Source organism: Pseudosulfitobacter pseudonitzschiae (assembly GCF_900129395.1).
In the GTDB taxonomy this organism is placed as follows: Bacteria; Pseudomonadota; Alphaproteobacteria; order Rhodobacterales; family Rhodobacteraceae; genus Pseudosulfitobacter; species Pseudosulfitobacter pseudonitzschiae.
Window position 1 is genome coordinate 356,370 of record NZ_FQVP01000001.1, and the last position, 18,742, is coordinate 375,111.

The following is an 18,742-nucleotide window of genomic DNA, read 5'->3' on the forward strand; positions in this document are numbered from 1 at the left end:
GCGGGGGGCGGGGATATTGACAGGGTTAAGGGGGCTCTGCCCCCGACGCTGCGCGTCTCCCCCGGAGTTTATCTGGCAAATGAAGAAGGGCGGGTTATTCGGCGGCTTTGGGAACCATTTTGGTGACGGTGTTGTCGGTGGCCACGAAGGTTTCAAGACCCAGTTCGGGCAGCACCTCGCGCATTTCGGCGCGCAGGCGGTCCAGTTGGGCGGCGGCGACGGCCTCTTCCAGCTCGATGTTGGTCAGCCAGTGCCGGAATTCCGCGCTGACGGATTTGGCGTGGTCCAGACGGTTGTTGAACTGCTCGACCTCGTACTGGCGCTGTTCCAGAAAACTGCGGGCGCGGTTGACACGCTCGTCCGAGTAAACCTCGGCCAGTTCCCTGGAAATATGGGACATTTGCGCGGCCACTTCCAGCAGCGCAGGCTCAAGCGAGCTGAGGTCGGGATGGTCGCGCAGATAGGCCAGCCGTTCGCGCACCGAGTCGAATTCGGTGGAAAACCGGAACGCATCACCGCGATCCGCCGCATGGACCGCACCATAGGCGCGGGCGATGTCGGTCATGTTGATCGAAAAATCGCGGTGCGCGGTCTCAAGCTGCATGGTGCGCCGTGCGCTGGGAAGGAAGAAACACAGGCAAAGGGCAAAGACGGTCAGCGCGATCTGGGCGTACATGCCGGCCTCGGGCACAGGGGTGCCGTTCCAGGTCAGGGGCAGGTCGACCCATGGCAACCGACCGCTTGCAGCCAAGAGGGTCGCACCCAGCAATCCCAGCGCGGCAACCGCGAAAAATGCCAGTGCAGCCCATTGCATAAGGAAACGGATCAGAAAGGCCAGCGCGCGCAAAGAATTTGTCAAATGTCTTCCCCCAGAAAACCATCCTATCGGCAAGTATACGCCGATAGCAGGTTAACCGCTAAGCGGAAACTTTGTTCCCGATCTTTGTCCTCTGGTTTCAAGGGGGTGGTAATGTGGCAATAATGTGTCTCAGGTTTCCGAATCAGAAACAGTTGCGCGCATATCGCGGTTTTGTTCAGTGCGCAGTCCGATCCACAGCGAGGCGAGGATACAGGCCGTGAACAGATACAGACCCCACGCGACCTCGATCCGGCCCACGCCGATGCCCTTGGTCAGGGTGATATACAGCGCGATCAGGAAGATGTCGGCCATCGCCAGTTTGCCCAGCACATGCAAGGCCGACAGGCACCGCGCGCTGAGCAGGTTCCAGTGCAGCAGCGCCAGACCAATGGTCTTGATATAGGGTGCAAACAAGGCAAAGACGGTGACCACCAGCGCCAGAAACACATCCGACGCCCACAGCGATTGCAGGCCGGTCATCACGCTGATTTCGGACAGGCCGAACAGCGGCAACAGCCCTGCACGCATCAGCGGGGCGAACCACGCGACAGGATAGGCGACCAGCAGGGCAAGGTTCAGGTAACGCAGCATGGGGGCACTTGGGCGCAGGGTGCGGCTCAAGTCAAGCTGTGCTGTGACCCTCAGAACCAGACCGTCACCGGCCAGTCAAAGCCCAGCAGGCCGGAGAGGGAAACCAGTATTTTCTCCAGCGGCGGGTTCTGGTCCAGACCAAGGGCAACCATGGCAAGAAGCGCAATCTTTGTTCCGAGCGAGGCGAGGGTAAGACGCAGCGGCCAGATCAGGTTGGGGCGCAATCGCGTGATCCCGGCGAACAGGCCAAAAGCGATCAGCAAAAGCGTTAGAGCCAGCAAGGCGTTGTCTGAAAACGGTGTCATTGGCACAGGGTACCGCAGGAAGCCGCATCGCCAAACCTGTTTGGCGCGCGGGTCCAGCGCCTAGCGCACCGCCGCAATCGGCCCCGTGGCGCGGCCATGGATGAACTGGTCGACGTAAGGATCACCTGCGGCGTCCATTTCGGCCACCGGACCGGTCCATTTGATCACACCCTCGTGCAGCATGGCCACGTTGTCGGCAATGGCGCGCACGGACGACATGTCGTGGGTGATGGTCACGGCTGAGGCGCCCATCTCAGTCACGATCTCGCGGATCAGGTCGTTGATGACGCCCGCCATGATCGGGTCAAGGCCGGTTGTCGGTTCGTCGAAAAAGATGATCTCGGGGTCGGCGGCAATGGCGCGGGCCAGGCCGACGCGTTTTTGCATACCACCCGACAGCTCGGCGGGCAGACGGTCCGCCACGTCCTCGGTCAGGCCGACACGGCGCAGCTTTTCGATGGCAATCGCGCGGGCCTCGTCGCGGGGGCGTTTCAGCGATCCGCGCAGCAGCCGGAAGGCGACGTTTTGCCAGACTGGCAGGCTGTCGAACAGGGCAGCCCCCTGGAACAGCATCCCGAAGCGCGCCAGAAACGCGTCGCGGTCGGTGCGGGTGATGTCGGTGCCATCCACGGTGATGCGGCCTTGGTCGGGCGTGACCAGACCCAGCACCGCCTTGATCGTGATGGATTTCCCGGTGCCGGACCCACCAATGATCACCATCGACGTGCCCTTGGGCACATGCAGGTTCACACCGCGCAGAACATGGTTGCTGCCAAAGGATTTGTGGACATTCTCAAGCGTGATCATAGCGAGAAAAACACCCCCGTCAGCACGAAGTTGGCGGCCAGGATCAGGATCGCCGCAGCCTCGACGCTGCCCTTGGTCGCGCGGCCCACCCCTTGTGCCCCACGGCCCGAGTTCATGCCGAAATAACAGCCCATCAGGGCCGCGATAAAGCCGAACACGCCGCCCTTGGCCAGCGACGAGATGATGTCGCGCAGTTCCAGAAAGTTGATGGTGTTTTTCAGGTACGCGGCCGGGTTGAACCCCAGCGTGCCCGTGGCCACGGCCCAGCCGCCCGCGATACCGATCACGTCGCCCACCGCCACCAGCAGCGGCACCACAAGGGTTGCGGCCAGCACGCGCGGCACGGTCAGGTATTTCATCGGGTGGGTCGAAAGCGTCACCAGTGCGTCGATCTGTTCGGTCACTTTCATCGTCGCAATCTCGGCGGCGATGGACGAGGTGACGCGCGCGGCGATCATCAGGCCCACCAGCACGGGGCCCAGTTCGCGCACCATGCCGATGGCGACGATCTGTGGCACCACGGCTTCGGCGTTGAACCGTGCGCCACCTGCGTAAATCTGCAAGGCCAGCGCGCCGCCGGTGAAAATCGCGGTCAGCCCGACAACGGGCAGCGACAGCCAGCCGATGTTCAGCAGCGCGACGGCCAGTTCGCGGAAATAGAAGGGCGGGCGCAGCAGGTGGCTGAGCGTCTGCACCGCATAGAGCGTCACGCGCCCGACAGCGGCCAGCAGGCCAAGGACCGTGGCCCCGATGGCGGCGAGAAACCTCACTCGGTGTACCGGCGGGCATAGCGGTGGCCCAACGAGGTCAGCACTTCGTACCCGATGGTGCCCGCAGCCGTGGCCAGATCGTCGACCGTCTGGTGCGCGCCCAGCAGTTGCAGGTTCGCCGGATCGTGGCCCAGATCGGTGACATCCACGGTGATCAGGTCCATCGACACGCGGCCCACGATAGGCAGGGCGGTGTCATCCGCGTAAACATGCGCGCCGATCCCGTTGCCCATGGCGCGGATCAGACCGTCGGCGTAGCCTGCCGAAATCGTCGCAATGCGCGAGGGGCGCTGTGCGATCCACATATTGCCGTAGCCCACGGATTCGCCCGCCGCCACATCGCGCACCTGAATGACAGGGGCGTCCAGCGTCACGACCGCCTCGGCCTCGGCAAAGGGCAGGCCGCCGAACAGGCCCACACCGGGCCGGCACAGGTCAAAGTGATATGCCTCGCCCAGCAAGGTGCCACCGGTCGCCGCCAGCGAGCGGGGCGCGTCGATGCCGTCGGTCATCTCGCGGAACGTGTTCAACTGGCGCGCATTCATCTCGTGGTCGGGTTCGTCCGCACAGGCCAGGTGCGACATGATCAGCGCCGGGCGTTGCGCCACGGCGATGTCGCGCAGCGCCGACCATTCCGACGCCTGCATCCCCAGCCGGTTCATACCGGTGTTCATCTGCAGGCCAAAAGGCGATCCCGGCAACGCCTCGACATGGCGCAGCATCTGGTCAACCGAGTTCAGCAGCGGCGTCAGGCGCCCCTCGCGGATGGCACCGGTGTCGCCGTCCATATGGCCGGAAAACACATAAATCACGGGCCCTTGTCCCAAGGCGGCACGCAGGGTCGCGCCCTCTTCGGCGGTGGCCACGAAAAAGCTGCGGCAGCCCGCACGGGCCAGCACACGGGCGACGACGGGCGCGCCCAGCCCATAGCCGTTAGCCTTGACCACAGCGCCGGTTTCCACCTCGGTGCGCGCGTCCAGGGATTGCCAGTTTCGCGCAATGGCGCCGGTGTCGATTGTCAAAGTCGCTGATGTCATGCGCGGCGTTGTGCCATGTTTGGGTCCGAGGTCAAGGTGTAACGTCGCCACGCTGGTGTGTGGGGGCGCAATAGGCGGTGAATTGAGTGTGACCTTGCCACAAAGGGCAGCGCCAGACCGCGGGTGGGCATCACCACATTGGTGGATGCCACTTTATTTCTATGCTTTGGCGTGTGGGTGAAGTTGCCCAATACGGTGAGAAAGCGCCCGCCCGTCGCACCAAAGGTGCGCCATTCATAATCGGCACGCCTCCGGCGTGACGGGCGGCCGGGCGCTGCCTCTCACACATTGCAAAGCAATGTGTTGCCGGCAGGTGTTCGCTTTGCGAACACTGAGAGGCCGGCGGCACTGCGTGCCTTGACTCCGGGCCTTGGTGAGCAATAGCGATGTCCCGATAGCCGAACGCAAAACCCTAAGCCGCAGAAATTCCTTCCCCCCTAAAACTCCTGCTCGCCCGCATTCTGCTGCCACGGCTGCACAAGGTTGCCAAAGCGGGTGAAACGGCCCTCAAAGCTCAGCTCGACGGTGCCAATCGGCCCGTGACGCTGCTTGCCGATCACCACCTCGGCACGGCCGTGCAGGCGTTCCATTTCTTCCTGCCACTTGGCCATGGCTTCCAGATCGTGATCGCCGGGCTTTTCGCGCTCTTTGTAGTATTCCTCGCGGAACACGAACATCACCACGTCGGCGTCCTGTTCGATCGAACCCGATTCCCGCAGGTCCGACAGCTGGGGCCGCTTGTCTTCGCGGCTTTCCACCTGGCGCGACAACTGCGACAGGGCGATCACCGGAATGTCCAGCTCCTTGGCGATGGCTTTCAGGCCCATGGTGATCTCGGAAATCTCGTTCACCCGGTTTTCCGACTTGCCGGTGCCGCGCACCAGTTGCAAATAGTCGACCATCAGCACGTCCAGCCCATGCGTCCGTTTCAGCCGCCGCGCACGCGCCGCAAGCTGGCTGATCGGCAGGGCGGGCGTGTCGTCGATATAGAGCGGACAGGCCTCCAGCGACTTGGCCGCCTCGACGAAACGGCGGAATTCGGCCTCGGTCATGTCACCGCGCCGGATCTGTTCCGAGGGCACTTCGGAGGCTTCGGAGAGAATACGCGCGGCCAGCTGTTCGGCGCTCATCTCCAGCGAATAAAAGCCCACGACGCCGCCATCAATCGCGCCTTCGGAGCCATCGGGCAGGATGCCGCGTTTGTACGCCTTGGCCACGTTGAACGCGATGTTGGTCGCCAACGAGGTTTTGCCCATCGAGGGACGTCCCGCAAGGATCAGAAGGTCAGAGCGGTGCAACCCGCCCAGCTTCTTGTCCATGTCGATCAGGCCGGTCGACACACCGGACAGGCCGCCCTCGCGCTGATAGGCGGCGTTGGCCACGTTGACGGCATCGGTGACCGCCTTCAGGAACGACTGGAATCCGCTTTCGGTCTGGCCCTGTTCGGCCAGCTTGTACAGCTGCTGTTCCGCCTCGACGATCTGTTCGCGCGGCTCCGAGGACACGTCGACCTTGGCCGCCTTGGCGCTGATGTCACGGCCCAGCCGGATCAGGTCGCGGCGCACCGCCAGATCATAGATCATCTGCGCATAGTCACGCACCGCAAAGGCGCTGATCGCGGCACCGGCCAGACGGGCCAGGTAGGCGGGACCGCCCAGCTCTTTCAGGCCCTCGTCGTCCTCCATGAACGCCTTGAGCGTCACCGGCGAGGCCAGGTTGTTCTTGGCGATCCGCGCCGAGGCGATGTCATAGATGCGCGCGTGCACGGGATCATAGAAATGATGCGGCCCGATGATCGACGCGACGCGGTCGTAGATGTCGTTGTTGGTCAGGATCGCACCCAGAAGCTGCTGCTCGGCCTCGATGGAATGCGGCATGGTTTCGGCGGCCTGAACCTCAGGCGTGCCGTTTTGAAAACTGCTGATCTCGTTCATTGCTCACCCTGTTATTGACCCGTAACCCGTGGGTGACCCGTCTTAGACGTCACCGTGCTGCACAGGCAATCTGGAAATCCTGTGGATAACCTTGGTCTGAGGGGGAGCCTACATCATCTGGTTGCATTTTGCAGTGCTTAAACCAGATGATGTAGCGGATTTATGCCTTTTTATGTGCCTCTTGCCAGCCGCGCGGATCGTTCAGGAAGGCTTCGACACCTTCCAGCGTGGCCGCGTCAAAGGTGCCTTGGGCCTTGGCTTCGGCCAGCACGTCCCACCATGTGCACAGGTGGTGCAGCGCAACCCCATGATCGCCCAATGTCTTTTCGGTTTCGGGGAAGATACCGTAGTAGAAGATCACCGCCGTATGCCCGCAGGTGGCGCCGGTTTCGCGAATCGCATCGACAAAAGACAGCTTTGATCCGCCATCGGTGGTCAGGTCCTCGACCAGCAGCACCCGCTGGCCTTCAGTCATCACGCCTTCGATGCGGGCGTTGCGGCCGTACCCTTTGGGCTTTTTGCGCACGTAGGTCATGGGCAGGGCCATCCGCTCGGCCACCAGCGCGCCAAAGGGGATGCCGGCAGTCTCACCGCCCGCGACGTTGTCGAACGCCTCGAAGCCCGCGTTGCGCATGACGGTGACGGTCAGGAAATCCATCAGGGTCGAACGGATGCGCGGATAGGAGATCAGCTTGCGGCAGTCGATATAGGTTGGGCTGGGCAGCCCCGAGGCCAGCGTGAACGGGTCCTTGGCGTTCAGGTGCACGGCTTCGATCTCAAGCAACATGCGGGCGGTCAGGCGGGCCATTTCGGCGGCGTCGGGAAAGCTGGTGGGGATCATGGCGTGCATCCTTGGGCGTTTGGGCGTGTGGAGGCCGTGCGAGCCTCCGGCGGGAGTTTATCGGGCAAGATGAAGGTCAGGTCACGGACCAGTCCAGCGGCATCGCGGGGTCGAATACGGTCACGGGACCGTCGTCGGTGTCGATGTGCGTGGGGTAGGTCGGGGCGGTTTTGGTCAGGGTCATCGTCGCCTCGTTCACCGGCAGGCCGTAGAACGCAGGACCGTTCAGCGAGGTGAAGGCCTCAAGCTGGTCCAGCGCGCCGTCCTGTTCAAACACCTGCGCCAAGATCGACATGGTGTTGGGCGCGGTAAAGCAGCCGGCACAGCCGCAAGGCAGCAGCTTGTTGGCGTCGGTGTGCGGCGCGCTGTCGGTGCCCAGGAAAAAGCGCGCGTTGCCCGATGTGGCCGCACGGCGCAGGGCCAGGCGATGCGTTTCGCGTTTGGCGACGGGCAGGCAGTAATAATGCGGCTTGATGCCACCGGCCAGGATGTGGTTGCGGTTGATCACCAGATGGTGCGTGGTGATCGTGGCCCCCAGCGTGTCGTCCTGCGCGCTGGCATAGTCCACGGCGTCCGAGGTGGTGATATGTTCCATCACCACGCGCAGGCCCGGCGTGGCGCGCCGGATCGGGTCCAGAACGCGGTCGATGAACACTGCCTCGCGGTCGAAAATGTCGATGTCCGCATCGGTGACCTCGCCGTGCACGCACAGGGGCAGGCCGATCTCGGCCATTTTCTCCAGCACCGGGCGCACATTGTCGAAATTGGCCACACCCGAGGCGGAATTGGTGGTGGCCCCGGCGGGGTACAGCTTGACCGCCTTGACCAGACCCGAGGCATGGGCGGCAGCCACGTCCGCAGCCTCCGTGTCCTCGGTCAGGTACAGCGTCATCAGCGGGGTGAAATCCATGCCCTCGGGCAGGGCGGCCATGATCCGGTCGCGATAGGCCGCGGCCTGTGCGCCGGTGACCACGGGCGGCACCAGATTGGGCATGATGATCGCACGGGCGAAATGGGCGGCGGTTTGCGGCAAAACGGCCCGCATCATTGCGCCATCGCGCAGGTGCAGGTGCCAGTCATCGGGGCGGCGGATCGCAAGGGTCTTTGTCATGCCCTGCCGTTAGCACGCGGCGCGGCAGCGCACCAGCGTCAGTTGGTCAGTTCTTTCAGCTTGCGGGCAAATCGCGGTGCGTTCATGCGGCTCGTGACGTTAGTACACAGCGCCTGTATCAACGGGGCGCGGTTGTCGACCTCAAGGGCCGACATCAGGCTGCGCAGATAGGGCGGATAGGCCCGGCGCGCGCGCCACAGGGTGGCAAAGCTGGCATCGTTCAGTGTGTCGGTGGCAACCTGTTCCAGCAGCGGCTTCAGCGTGTCCATCTCGATCATGTGGGTCTGGATGGCATCGCCCAGGTGGCGGGTGCGCAGCTTGTGCACATTGGCGCGGGTGAACAGGGCCGCGTGCATGGCGTCCAGCGCCTCCCGCGGGTCATAGATCACAAAGGCACGCGCGGCGGCGTCCAGCATGTCGGGCGCATAGCCATAGCGCGAGGCGAAGTCGACGCGACGCATGTCGACAAAGCGGTCGTCCCATTCCGTGACCCGCGCGTCCAGCGTCGCCTGCGGCTGGATCGCCAGCACACGCGCGCCGGGCGAGGCGACCGAATAGGCCGCCGCCGCATAGCCGCAGGGGCCTGCGCCGTAAAACAGCACTGTTTCGAATTCGTCAAAAAAGCCGTCATCGACCAGCCGGTCGAAATAGGCATAAAGCGTCTCGTCCCGGAACCATGTGTCGCCGTCCGAGGCCACGCACAGATGCGACCAGCCATGATCGCGCACCATGTTCCAGCCCAGCGGCACCGCGGATTCGGACAGCGCACGCATCCCCTGAATGGTCTCGAAGGTGACCAGCAGTGTCGTGCCTTTTTCAACAAACGCCGCGAAATGGCGCTTGCCCAGCGGCTCGAAATAGCCCTGTTCTTCAGCGATACCTGCCAGTTTTGTCAGCCATTCGCCCTTGGCAAGGCCGGAAAGCTCGGCGTTGAATGTCTCGGCTGCGTCCTGCATCGGGGGTCCTCGGTACCTGTATCGCGCGGGTTTCCCACGCGTGTTTGGGCGCAGAGCTATCGGGCCAATAAGGCAAAATTGCGGAAATTTGATGCAGCTAAGGTGCCTTTGTTGCGGCTTCGGCATCGGTGCGGCGGGAGCGGTTCGCGTATTGCACCATGAAACGGGCGGCGCGCGGCGACACGGGGCGGGTGGGGCCCGCCATCAACAGTCGGCCAAACAGGGCGCGAAACGGCTCTTGCTGCATCAGCGCGTCGAAACGGGCGTGCCGCCATGCGACGGCCCGTTGGTGCAACTCTCCCAGCACCGGATCGGCTTTCAGGGTGTCCAGTATCGGCGCGCTGGCGGCGCTCATCCGGGCGATGCTAGTGTCGGTGTCGGAGCAAAAGTTCCGCTCGATCCAGTAATCGAGCCCCAGCACGTGATCGGAATGCACCGCGCGGCCCCGGTCGGCTTTCATCACATAGCTTTCCATTGCGCCCAGCGGATAGTGGTTCAGTTGCACCAGCGCATGGTTGGGCTGTCCGAAATTGCTGAACAACCGCTTGGTCTTGAACTGCGGGTCCAACTCGCGCCCCTCTCCGTCGAACCAGCGCGCCTGGTCCAGCCGCGCGGTGTCGGGGTTGCGCGGGCGGTGCACCCCCAGTTTGCGGTAGGTGCCGTCGTTCTTGTACAGCGTCTTGAACATCGACGCGCGCCACGGCCAGTGCAGCACCGCAGGCGCGCATTTGGTGAACAACCGCGTCACCGGCGCGTCCTTGTAGCGGATGTGATCGCCATTGCCGAACAGCCGCCACGTCAGCGTGATCGCGGTGGCATCGGGCAGGGCGTTCAGCAAGGCAGGCACGGTGCCGTCGCCCACATGAATGTTGACGAATTCGTCCACATCCAGCGGCAATATCCAGTCGGCCTGTTGCACCACGTCCAGCTTTTGCGCGTGTTTCAGGGCGGTGAACTGGATGCCGCCCTTGTCATAGGGGCCGTCGTTGCGGATGTGCGTCAGCCAGCCCTGACCGGCCAGCGCGTCCAGCATCACGTCGGTGCCGTCGTCGCAATCGTTCGAGAACACCAGAAAATGCGTGAAGCCACAGGCGCGGTGGTGCGCCAGCCATTCCAGCAGGAACGCCGCCTCGTTGCGGACGCATAAGACGGCAAGAATGTTCACGCGGTGGGCCACGTCCTGCGGAACGACACGACCTTGCCGTTCGAGCCGCGCGCGTTGTAGTTCAGGCCCGCCTCCATCATCGCGGCAAAGACCGCGTTCACGCCTTCGGGGCCGATCCATTTGGGGTGCAGCTTGACCACGGCGGCGCGCAGGCCGCTCAGGTCAAGGTCGGGGATCAAATCGGCCTCGGACCCCTGGATATCGATGACGACGACCGTGGGCGACAGCTCTTTCATCAGGGTCTTGGCGTTTTGCACCTCGATCTTTTCGACCGTGCCCGCCGGGCTGTCGTCGCGCGCGACCAGCGAGGACAGGGCAGGGTTCTTGCGCAGGTGGAAATCAACGGTGCTTTTGCGTTTGCCCAAAGCGCCCGAAATCACGCTGGCGTTTTCAATGCCGTTCAGCGCGAACATATTGGTCAGATAGGTGGCCAGTTCTGGGTTTGCCTCGACCGCATGAACCATTTTGACGTTCTGCTGCTTGGCCAGCGTCGCGGACACCGCTCCGATCCCAGCCCCGATGTCCAGAACCGTGTCCTCGGGCAGGGCGGTGCGGTTGCAGGCCGTGACCAGCGTGTTTTCATAAGTGTCCTTGCGCAGGGCGGTGCGCATGGCCGGCGTCATGAAAGCCGCCTTGGGAAAGCGCAGCCCGCGCGATTTGATGCTGGGCTGTGCGGTGTTTGCAAGGTCTGTGATCCCGTCCATCGTCAGCTCTCCATATCCAGAGCAAGGGCATAGGCCACCCGCTCGACCTCTGTCAGCTTCACTTCAAGCGCCTGTTGATACAGGTCCTCGAATTCGGGCATGGCGTGCAGCTCTTCGGCTTTGGCTTTGTGCCAGTCCAGACCCTTCTGGTGCCAGCCGCGCAGGATGTCGTCCTGCATCAACCGGTCGTATTCCGCGCGCAGGCGCGGCAGGTTGCGTTTGATGGTGATGTCGCGGAAATCGGACCAGTCCATGCGAATCCAGTAGTTGATCCCGATGGACCGATCCACGTGCAGCGCGCGCCCGCGCTGGCGTTTGATCAGGAAACTCTCTGCCGACCGCAGCGCGTAATGATTAAGCTGCAACAGGTCGTAGCCAATGGATTTTTTCGACGACCGCCAGCCGTTTTCGGCGGCTTCCTTGGTCATATCCTTGCCCGAGCCGTTGACCCATTTCACCGTCTTCTTGAACGCCGCGTCCAGCTTGTTGGGGCGGTGGCAGCTGATTTTCTCGTAGGCACCGATGTTCTTGAACATGGTCTTGAAGCCCCAGACCGTGTGCGGCTTGGGGCAGTATTTCGGGGCGCAATGGTCGAACTGGTCGATCACGAACTCATCGGCCAGATGCGTCACTCCGTTGTGCCCGAACAGCCGCCATGTCATCGCCACGTTGGTCGCATCGGGCACCGCGTCAAAGAAATCCTGAAGCGTCCCGTTGCCGGTGCGCACGTTCATGAATTCGTCCACGTCGATGTGGATGATCCAGTCGGCGTTCTTGATCACCGGTTCCTTCAGCGACTGGTTCAGCGCGTATTGCTGGGGTGAATTGCCCTTCCAGCCGTCGTTGTTGCGGTGTTGCAGAACGCCCATTTCCTGCAGACGGTCCAGAATTTCGCTGGTGCCGTCCTCGCAACCGTTGGTGTAGATCAGGAAATTGTCCACGCCCATCGCACGGTGATAGGCGACCCATTCCACGATATAGGGCGCTTCGTTCTTCATGCAGCCGACGATGACATTGCCGCTGCTGCCCGGCGGCAGGTCGCGCTGTGGGACTGGCGTAAAGGCTGCGGCAAGCTGCTCCTCGTCCACCGACCCCAGCTTGTTGTGCGGCGCAAAGGATGAGTTTTTCAGCTTGTCAAAGTTCTGGATCGCCAGGGGCGGCATCAGCTTGCGCGCGGCTTCGGTCAGCCCGTCGGACTTAGGCGCAGAGGCGGGCGCTGCGGCCTGCGCCGCACCCTTGGGCGATTTGGTGGCCTTGGCGGCATCCAGATCGGCCCCCTTGGTCTTGCGCTCTTCGCGCGTCGCCTTGTCGATGCGCCACATGAACCCCAGCAGGTACTGCGTGGCCCGAAACCCGAACTTGGGGTCGGCCTCTTCCCACGTGCCCTTGGCGCGGGGCTTTTTGAACGTGTCCTTGCTCAGCGCCGGTTGCGTTTTCAGCAAGGCGGTGTTGCCCGTGGCAAAGGTTTTCGAGATGGCCGACAGCGACGCCACATCAACAGGGTCGCCGTCCACGTTGATTTCATTGATGAACGACCGCCACAACTGACGCGGCAAAATGCGTTTGCGGTCGGCCAGAACCTGCAACAACAGCGCATTCATCTGCCGCCCGCGCGTCAGCGCCGCGGCAGAGGTGGGCGCAGGCACGGTGTCGGGCGTCGCCTTGCCCAGCACCGCGTCGATCCCGAACATGGCGCGGATTTCGTCCGTGACCGTATCGGCGGCAAACCCGTCGGCATCATAGGGCCGCAAGGTCACGCTGCCCGCGCCAAAGCTTTCCTCCCAATGCGACACAAGCCGCTGGTAATCCAGCCAGAAGGGGGCGGCCTGATTTTCCATGAACACCCCCGCCTGCGGGTCGATCACGGGGGCTGCGGCCAGACAATCGTCCCACCACGTCTTTGACCCGGCCAGCGCCATTTCCTGTGCCAGCGACGTGCCGCGCCCTTCCAGGATCTGTTCGGCGTACCAGCGCACCAGCAGGCTGGCCTGTTCGTCCACATGGGCGATGATGCGAATGTCATCCGACAGCGGCGACAACAGCGCGTGCAGGCGCGCCACCTCGGACGAATGCGCCAGACTGGTCCCCAGTTGCGAGGCCGACAGGATCAGGTCGGTCGGATTGTGCTGCGCCACATCCCGCGCCAGATCGCTGGCCACGGCATCATAAAGAACCTGTTGTTTGTCCTGCGGAATGTATCCACGGTTGTACCGCAGCGGGTCCACATGGGCAGGGTCGGTGACCGCCATATACAGCCGCGTGTGGTTCTTCGGCCCCAGACTGCGCGGAAACAGATAGCCCTTGGCCAGCATCTGTTCGCGTTTGTCGGCCATGACCGATTGCAGACGGTCCGCGCCCACCTGTTCCAGACCAATATGCAGATGAATGCGCATCATGACGCCTTTTTGTTCGAATTGCTGTTCACGCGGCCCCACCACGGCAGGGGCACGCCCAGAAAGGCGGCGATGCGGTCGCGCGCGTCCGCGTCGGCCACGTCATATTCCAGAAAATCGTCTCGGCCCGCGAAGATCGCGCGCAGATGCGCGTAATGGGCGGTGATCCATTGTTCGCGCTGCTTGGTTGTCTCGCCGTAGCCTTCGGGCAGGCCGGGTATCGCCGCCTGCGGCAACCGCGCGACACCCAGATCGGACCAGGCCAGCATCGACTGGCTCAACTGGAACGGATCGCGGTTCGAGGCCAGGAACTTCACCCCCGGATGATGGGCGCGGATCGCCTCGATCAGGCCAAAATCCATCTGCGGCCACAGCGACTTGCCCTCGCGCAGCAGGCTGATTTCCGACACGCATTCAAACGGGTCCAGATGCGCACCGGGATCGCCGGTTTCGAAATACCCGCGATACAGCAGCTCGGCCACATATTGATTGTGCAGCGACTTGACGGTGGTCTGCTTGGGACGCACGCGGTGGTCGGCCACCTTGAAACCGGCCATTTTCAGCGCCCGCGCCAATGTCGTCGTGCCAGTCTTGGGCAGGCCCAGATTGACGACGCGCAGGCTCATGTCACAGGCTCCAGACCCAGCGCCTCGATCAGCGCCTGTTCCTGCGGCGGCAGCTTTGACGCGGCGCGCAGTTGCGCCTGCATCTGTTGATATTCGGGCTGCGCCAGCAACTCGTCCCGCTTGGCGATATGGGCGGCGACCGCTTCGGCGTGCAGCGTTGCAATCTCTGCGTCTGCCATCAGCGCGGCCATCTCGCTGCGCAGGGGGGGCAGGTATTTCTGGATCGACGTATCTTCCCACGCCGCGTCATTGCGCTCGCGCCAATAGGTGTCGTCGAAGGCGCGGTTCTCGCGGTTCACGTCGCCCCGGTCGTTCTTGACCAGATAGCTGTCCAGCGACCGCAGCGCATAGTGGTTCAGCGTGGCAAATTTGCGAGAACCTGCTGCCGGAAACCGGCGGATACGGCGCGGGTTGGCGGCGACCAGAAACCGGTGTTGTACGGGCCGGCCCGACGCATCGGTCCACGTGGGCCGCTTGCCCTTGGGCAGCTTCTCGCGGAAAAACGGGCGGTGCGCGCCGTAGTATTTCAGCGGGAAATCGGCCCGCACCAGCGTTTTCACCTCGATCGCCGTCTCGCCACACCACAGGTCGGGATTGTGGCTGCGGGTGAACTGTTCGATGACGGGGCGGTCCGCGTAGGCGTCCACATCGTCATTGGCGAAGAACTGGAAATTCACGCTGATCGCCTGCGGATTGCCACAGGCGTCGATCAGGGCAGGGATGGTGCCATCGCCCACATGGATGTTCAGAAACTCGTCCACATCCGCAACCCAGACCCAGTCGGCGCCCGCGATCATGTCCTGACCCTTGGCGTCCTTCAACGCCTCCATCTGGTAATTGCGCCCCTCGGCGGGGTTGGGCAGGTGCCGCACGATGCCACGCGCCTGCAGCGCATCCAGCAGCTGGTCCGTGCCGTCGGTGCAATCGTTGGAATAGAAAAGAAAATCCGTCACGCCCAGCAGGCGGTGAAAGGCGATCCATTCCAGCAGGAAGGAACCCTCGTTCTTGACACAGGTTACGGCTGTTATGCGCATCCGGGCGCCCCTGCTGTGGACCAGCTCTGGTCACGCTTCATCTGCCTTATCCGCCTCTGAACGGGTTGTTGTCGGGGCGACAAGCCCGCAAAACCTCTGTTTTCCCTACAGCTTATAATGCCATCCGGCGCAAGATGCGTCAACGCTGGCCGCGCGGAGGACCTTGACCTGACAGGCCAGCGGTGCACGTTTGTCGCAACAAGGGAGAGAGCGATGACCAAACCTACCTCGATCGACGCCGTGCAACAGATGCTGGGCGCGCAGGGCTATGTCTGTGACCGTGCGCTGGGCACGGTGGTGTTCCTCGCGCTGTCGCTGGGCCGCCCGCTGTTTCTGGAGGGCGAGGCAGGCGTGGGCAAGACCGAGATCGCCAAGGCGCTGGCCACGGCCTTGGGCCGCCGCCTGATCCGCCTGCAATGCTACGAGGGGCTGGACGCCGCGAGCGCTGTCTACGAATGGAACTTTCCCGCCCAGATGATCGCCATCCGCACCGCCGAGGCCGCAGGCACCGCCGACCGCGCCGCCCTGCAAACCGAACTGTTCAGCAAGGATTTCCTGATCGAACGCCCGCTGCTCGATGCCATGCGCCCCGACGAAAACGGCGCGCCGGTCCTGCTGATCGACGAATTGGACCGCACCGACGAGCCCTTCGAGGCCTACCTGCTTGAAGCGCTCAGCGACTTTCAGGTCACCATTCCCGAACTGGGCACCATCAAGGCCCCCGAGCCGCCCATCGTCATCCTGACCTCGAACCGCACCCGCGAAGTGCACGACGCGCTGAAACGCCGCTGTCTCTATCACTGGGTCGATTACCCCGATTTCGACCGCGAAATGGACATCCTGACCGCCCGCGCGCCCGAAGCGGCCGAAAACCTCAGCCGCGAGGTCGTGGCCTTTGTCCAGCAGTTGCGCACCGAGGATCTGTTCAAGAAACCGGGCGTGGCCGAAACCATCGACTGGGCCAAATGCCTGCTGGCGCTGGACGTGCTGACCCTGTCGCCCGAGGTCATCGCCGACACGCTGGGGGCCGTGCTGAAATACCAGGACGACATCGCCAAGCTGCAAGGCTCCGAGGCCAAACGCCTGCTGGATCAGGCCCGCGCCAGTCTGGAGCCGACCTGATGTTTCTTTTGGCCCAAAATATCCCGGAGGTCCGGGGGCTGGCTCCCGCAGGCTGACGCATGGTCGAATATCCCGCCCTCGAACTGCCCGAAAACCCGCGCCTTGCGGGCAACATCACCCATTTCGCCCGCGCCCTGCGCCGCGCGGGCCTGCCCATCGGGCCGGGCCGCGTCATCGACGCCATTCGCGCGGTCGAGACCGCAGGCTTTACCGAGCGGCGCGATTTCTACTGGACCCTGCACGCCTGCTTCGTGAACCGCCCCGAACACCGCGTGATCTTTCGCCAGATTTTCCGGCTGTATTGGCGCGATCCGCGCTATCTGGAACATATGATGGCCGCGATGCTGCCCGCCATTCGCGGGGTGCAGGAGGAACGCGCAGGCCAGGCCGGCGAGAAACGCGCGGCCGAGGCGCTGCTGGACGGGGCCGAAGCGCCTGATTTCGACCCTGACAAAGACGATGACGACGGCGAGACCGAGATCGAAGTCGATGCCAGCTTTACCACCTCGGCGCAGGAAAAGCTGAAAACGCTGGACTTTGAGCAGATGAGCACCGCCGAGATGGCCGCCGCCAAGCGGATGCTGGCACGGATGCGCCTGCCGGTCGAACCGATGCCCACCCGCCGGATGCAGGCGGCGTTGCGGGGTGGCGTGGCCCCCGCGAAAACCCTGCGCGCCGCGATGCGCACCGGCGGTGAAATCCGTACCATCGCCCGCCGCGCGCCGCGCACACGCTGGCCCAATCTGGTGGTGCTCTGCGACATTTCCGGCTCGATGAGCCAGTATTCGCGGGTCGTCCTGCATTTCCTGCACGCGGTCAGCAACGCCAAGGGGGCAGGCTGGGCAAAGGTCCACGCCTTTACCTTTGGCACGCGGCTGACCAACATCACCCGCCATCTGGACCACCGCGACGTTGACGCCGCCCTTGCCGCCGCCGGCGCCGAAGCGCAGGACTGGGAAGGCGGCACGCGCATCGGAGAGTGTATCGAGGCGTTCAACCGCGACTGGTCACGGCGCGTGCTGGGGCAGGGGGCCGTGGTGCTGCTGATCACCGACGGCCTGGACCGCGGCGCCCCCGAGGTGCTGGCCAAGCAGATGCAACGCCTGCACCTGTCGGCGAAACGGCTGATCTGGCTGAACCCCTTGCTGCGCTGGGACGCATTCGCCCCCAAGGCGCGCGGCATCGCGGCCATGTTGCCCCACGTGGACAGCTTTCGCGCCGGCCATTCGATCGCCTCGCTTGAGGAACTGGCCGAGGTGATCTCGCGCAAGGACGACGTGGGCGAAAAGGCGCGGCTGATGGGGCTGATCGGGAAGTGAGCGCCATTGCCACAAAGGGGCTTGCCTACCACACACGACGCACCTTCATGCAGGGCTTGGTGGTTGGGGCTGGCGTTTGTTGTCGCGGCGAATGTCTGGTTTGAGCCCTCTCCGCATTCCCCAAGCGCGGAACAAAGGCCGCAGGCCGCCGCGCATCGCCGGGCCGTCCGCCGGCACGGCGATTTGGCTGCTGTTGTGCGTGACGGACAGGTGGGATGTGTTTGGCTGCTATTAAGTGGCAGACACTGAGGTCGGATCGCCGCACCACGGCCCGACGATGCGCGGCTTCGCACTCCATTTCAAACGGCAGCAAAGTCCGCCCATCCCCCCCCACACACAATCCAAGTAGACCTGCGCACCGTCCCCGCCTAAGCTTCCCTCACGCCGTGGGAGAACACGATGCACCTACACGAACTGGCCATGGGCATCGGCATCGCCCTGATCAACATCGTTGCCGTCTACGTCATCTACGGCATCACCCGCGCCATCTGGGGCGGGCGGCAGACGACCGAGACCAAGGACCTGGCGGGGTCGATCATTTTCCGCGTGGCCTCGCTTCAGGGGCTGATCCTGGCCCTGGTCTTTGCGCAAGAGCTGCAAAACTACTCGGAAATCCGCGCCGATCTGGTGACCGAGGCCACGGCCGTCGCCGATGTGTTCAACGACATCCGCCGCTATGACACGCCGGAAATGCAGCAGGTGCAGACCACGCTGGCCACCTATGTCCGCCACGTGATCAACCACGAATGGGAGGCGCTGTCGAAAACCGGCAAGCTGTCGGGGCAGGGATGGCAGTACCGAGAAGAGGTCTACCAGACCGCGCTGGACCTTGACCCGCAAACGCCGCGCCAGACCGACCTGCGCGCGCATATGATACAGGCCACCCAGAAAATCGCGGAACTGCGCCAAAAGCGTGAAAACAGCGCCGTGCACGCGCTGTCGGGGCTGTTCTGGTTCGCAGCCATCACCGGCGTGATCTGCGTCGCGGTGCCATATTTTATCTATCCGCCGACGCCGCTGCATCTGGCGCTGTTGTCGCTGTATGGCGGCTATACCGGCGTGATCATGTACGTGATTTACGCCTTTTCCGACCCGTTTTCCCAGCCGGGGGCCTTGCCGCCCACAGCCTTTACCCAATTGCTGTTGGGGGAAATGGGACAGTATTAGC

The 18,742-nt window shown here is 63.4% G+C and carries 18 protein-coding genes; 3 read left to right on the top strand and 15 right to left on the bottom strand.

From position 1 onward, the window contains the following. Positions 1-94: 94 nt before the first annotated feature. From BUC08_RS01730 to BUC08_RS01800, 15 genes are all read right to left on the bottom strand, one after another. Positions 95-859, bottom strand: coding sequence for a DNA repair protein (locus tag BUC08_RS01730; protein ID WP_224769735.1), 765 nt, complete (start codon positions 857-859; stop codon positions 95-97). 129 nt (positions 860-988) lie between these two features. After that, positions 989-1,450 carry a paraquat-inducible protein A gene (locus BUC08_RS01735; protein ID WP_037921211.1) on the bottom strand — a complete coding sequence of 154 codons (462 nt, stop codon included), beginning with the start codon at positions 1,448-1,450 and terminating at the stop codon, positions 989-991. Between the two features lie 50 nt (positions 1,451-1,500). Continuing rightward, positions 1,501-1,755, bottom strand: coding sequence for a hypothetical protein (locus BUC08_RS01740; protein WP_037921208.1), 255 nt, complete (start codon positions 1,753-1,755; stop codon positions 1,501-1,503). 60 nt (positions 1,756-1,815) lie between these two features. Then, positions 1,816-2,562: an ABC transporter ATP-binding protein gene (locus tag BUC08_RS01745; protein ID WP_037921206.1), complete on the bottom strand. Its 747-nt coding sequence runs from the start codon at positions 2,560-2,562 to the stop codon at positions 1,816-1,818. Next, complete coding sequence (locus BUC08_RS01750) at positions 2,559-3,332, bottom strand: MlaE family ABC transporter permease (protein WP_037921204.1); 774 nt, start codon at positions 3,330-3,332, stop codon at positions 2,559-2,561. The genes BUC08_RS01745 and BUC08_RS01750 overlap by 4 nt, the downstream gene beginning before the upstream one ends. Beyond that, positions 3,329-4,369, bottom strand: coding sequence for an alanine racemase (gene alr / locus BUC08_RS01755; RefSeq protein WP_037921202.1), 1,041 nt, complete (start codon positions 4,367-4,369; stop codon positions 3,329-3,331). The genes BUC08_RS01750 and alr overlap by 4 nt, the downstream gene beginning before the upstream one ends. Before the next feature lie 437 nt (positions 4,370-4,806). After that, positions 4,807-6,303 (bottom strand): replicative DNA helicase, encoded by a 1,497-nt coding sequence (locus tag BUC08_RS01760; RefSeq protein WP_037921200.1) that lies wholly within the window; start codon positions 6,301-6,303, stop codon positions 4,807-4,809. A 160-nt stretch (positions 6,304-6,463) separates the two neighbouring features. Further along, a complete protein-coding gene (locus BUC08_RS01765; RefSeq protein WP_037921198.1) occupies positions 6,464-7,144 on the bottom strand; it encodes an orotate phosphoribosyltransferase in 681 nt (226 codons plus the stop codon). Between the two features lie 76 nt (positions 7,145-7,220). After that, positions 7,221-8,255, bottom strand: coding sequence for a dihydroorotase (pyrC, locus tag BUC08_RS01770; protein ID WP_037921196.1), 1,035 nt, complete (start codon positions 8,253-8,255; stop codon positions 7,221-7,223). A 38-nt stretch (positions 8,256-8,293) separates the two neighbouring features. Beyond that, a complete protein-coding gene (locus tag BUC08_RS01775) occupies positions 8,294-9,211 on the bottom strand; it encodes a hypothetical protein (protein WP_037921194.1) in 918 nt (305 codons plus the stop codon). Between the two features lie 97 nt (positions 9,212-9,308). Next, complete coding sequence (locus BUC08_RS01780) at positions 9,309-10,376, bottom strand: glycosyltransferase family 2 protein (RefSeq protein ID WP_037922110.1); 1,068 nt, start codon at positions 10,374-10,376, stop codon at positions 9,309-9,311. Next, complete coding sequence (locus BUC08_RS01785; RefSeq protein WP_051693857.1) at positions 10,373-11,080, bottom strand: FkbM family methyltransferase; 708 nt, start codon at positions 11,078-11,080, stop codon at positions 10,373-10,375. Before BUC08_RS01785 ends, BUC08_RS01780 begins: the two co-directional genes overlap by 4 nt. A gap of 2 nt (positions 11,081-11,082) precedes the next feature. Then, the gene (locus tag BUC08_RS01790) at positions 11,083-13,473 is read right to left on the bottom strand and encodes a glycosyltransferase family 2 protein (RefSeq protein WP_037921192.1); all 2,391 of its coding nucleotides are present in this window, start codon (positions 13,471-13,473) and stop codon (positions 11,083-11,085) included. Continuing rightward, entirely contained in the window at positions 13,473-14,099 is a 627-nt protein-coding gene (locus BUC08_RS01795; protein ID WP_037921190.1) for a sulfotransferase, read from the bottom strand. Before BUC08_RS01795 ends, BUC08_RS01790 begins: the two co-directional genes overlap by 1 nt. After that, positions 14,096-15,133 (bottom strand): glycosyltransferase family 2 protein, encoded by a 1,038-nt coding sequence (locus tag BUC08_RS01800; protein ID WP_037921187.1) that lies wholly within the window; start codon positions 15,131-15,133, stop codon positions 14,096-14,098. Before BUC08_RS01800 ends, BUC08_RS01795 begins: the two co-directional genes overlap by 4 nt. 213 nt (positions 15,134-15,346) lie before the next feature. On the opposite strand from BUC08_RS01800, the gene BUC08_RS01805 reads away from it, so the two are divergent. From BUC08_RS01805 to BUC08_RS01815, 3 genes are all read left to right on the top strand, one after another. Next, positions 15,347-16,255 (top strand): AAA family ATPase, encoded by a 909-nt coding sequence (locus BUC08_RS01805; protein ID WP_037921184.1) that lies wholly within the window; start codon positions 15,347-15,349, stop codon positions 16,253-16,255. Positions 16,256-16,314: 59 nt separating this feature from the next. Then, positions 16,315-17,574 carry a vWA domain-containing protein gene (locus BUC08_RS01810; protein ID WP_037921182.1) on the top strand — a complete coding sequence of 420 codons (1,260 nt, stop codon included), beginning with the start codon at positions 16,315-16,317 and terminating at the stop codon, positions 17,572-17,574. Positions 17,575-17,973: 399 nt separating this feature from the next. After that, positions 17,974-18,741, top strand: a complete 768-nt coding sequence (locus tag BUC08_RS01815; RefSeq protein WP_037921180.1) for a bestrophin-like domain — start codon at positions 17,974-17,976, stop codon at positions 18,739-18,741. The last annotated feature ends 1 nt before the right edge of the window (position 18,742 follow it).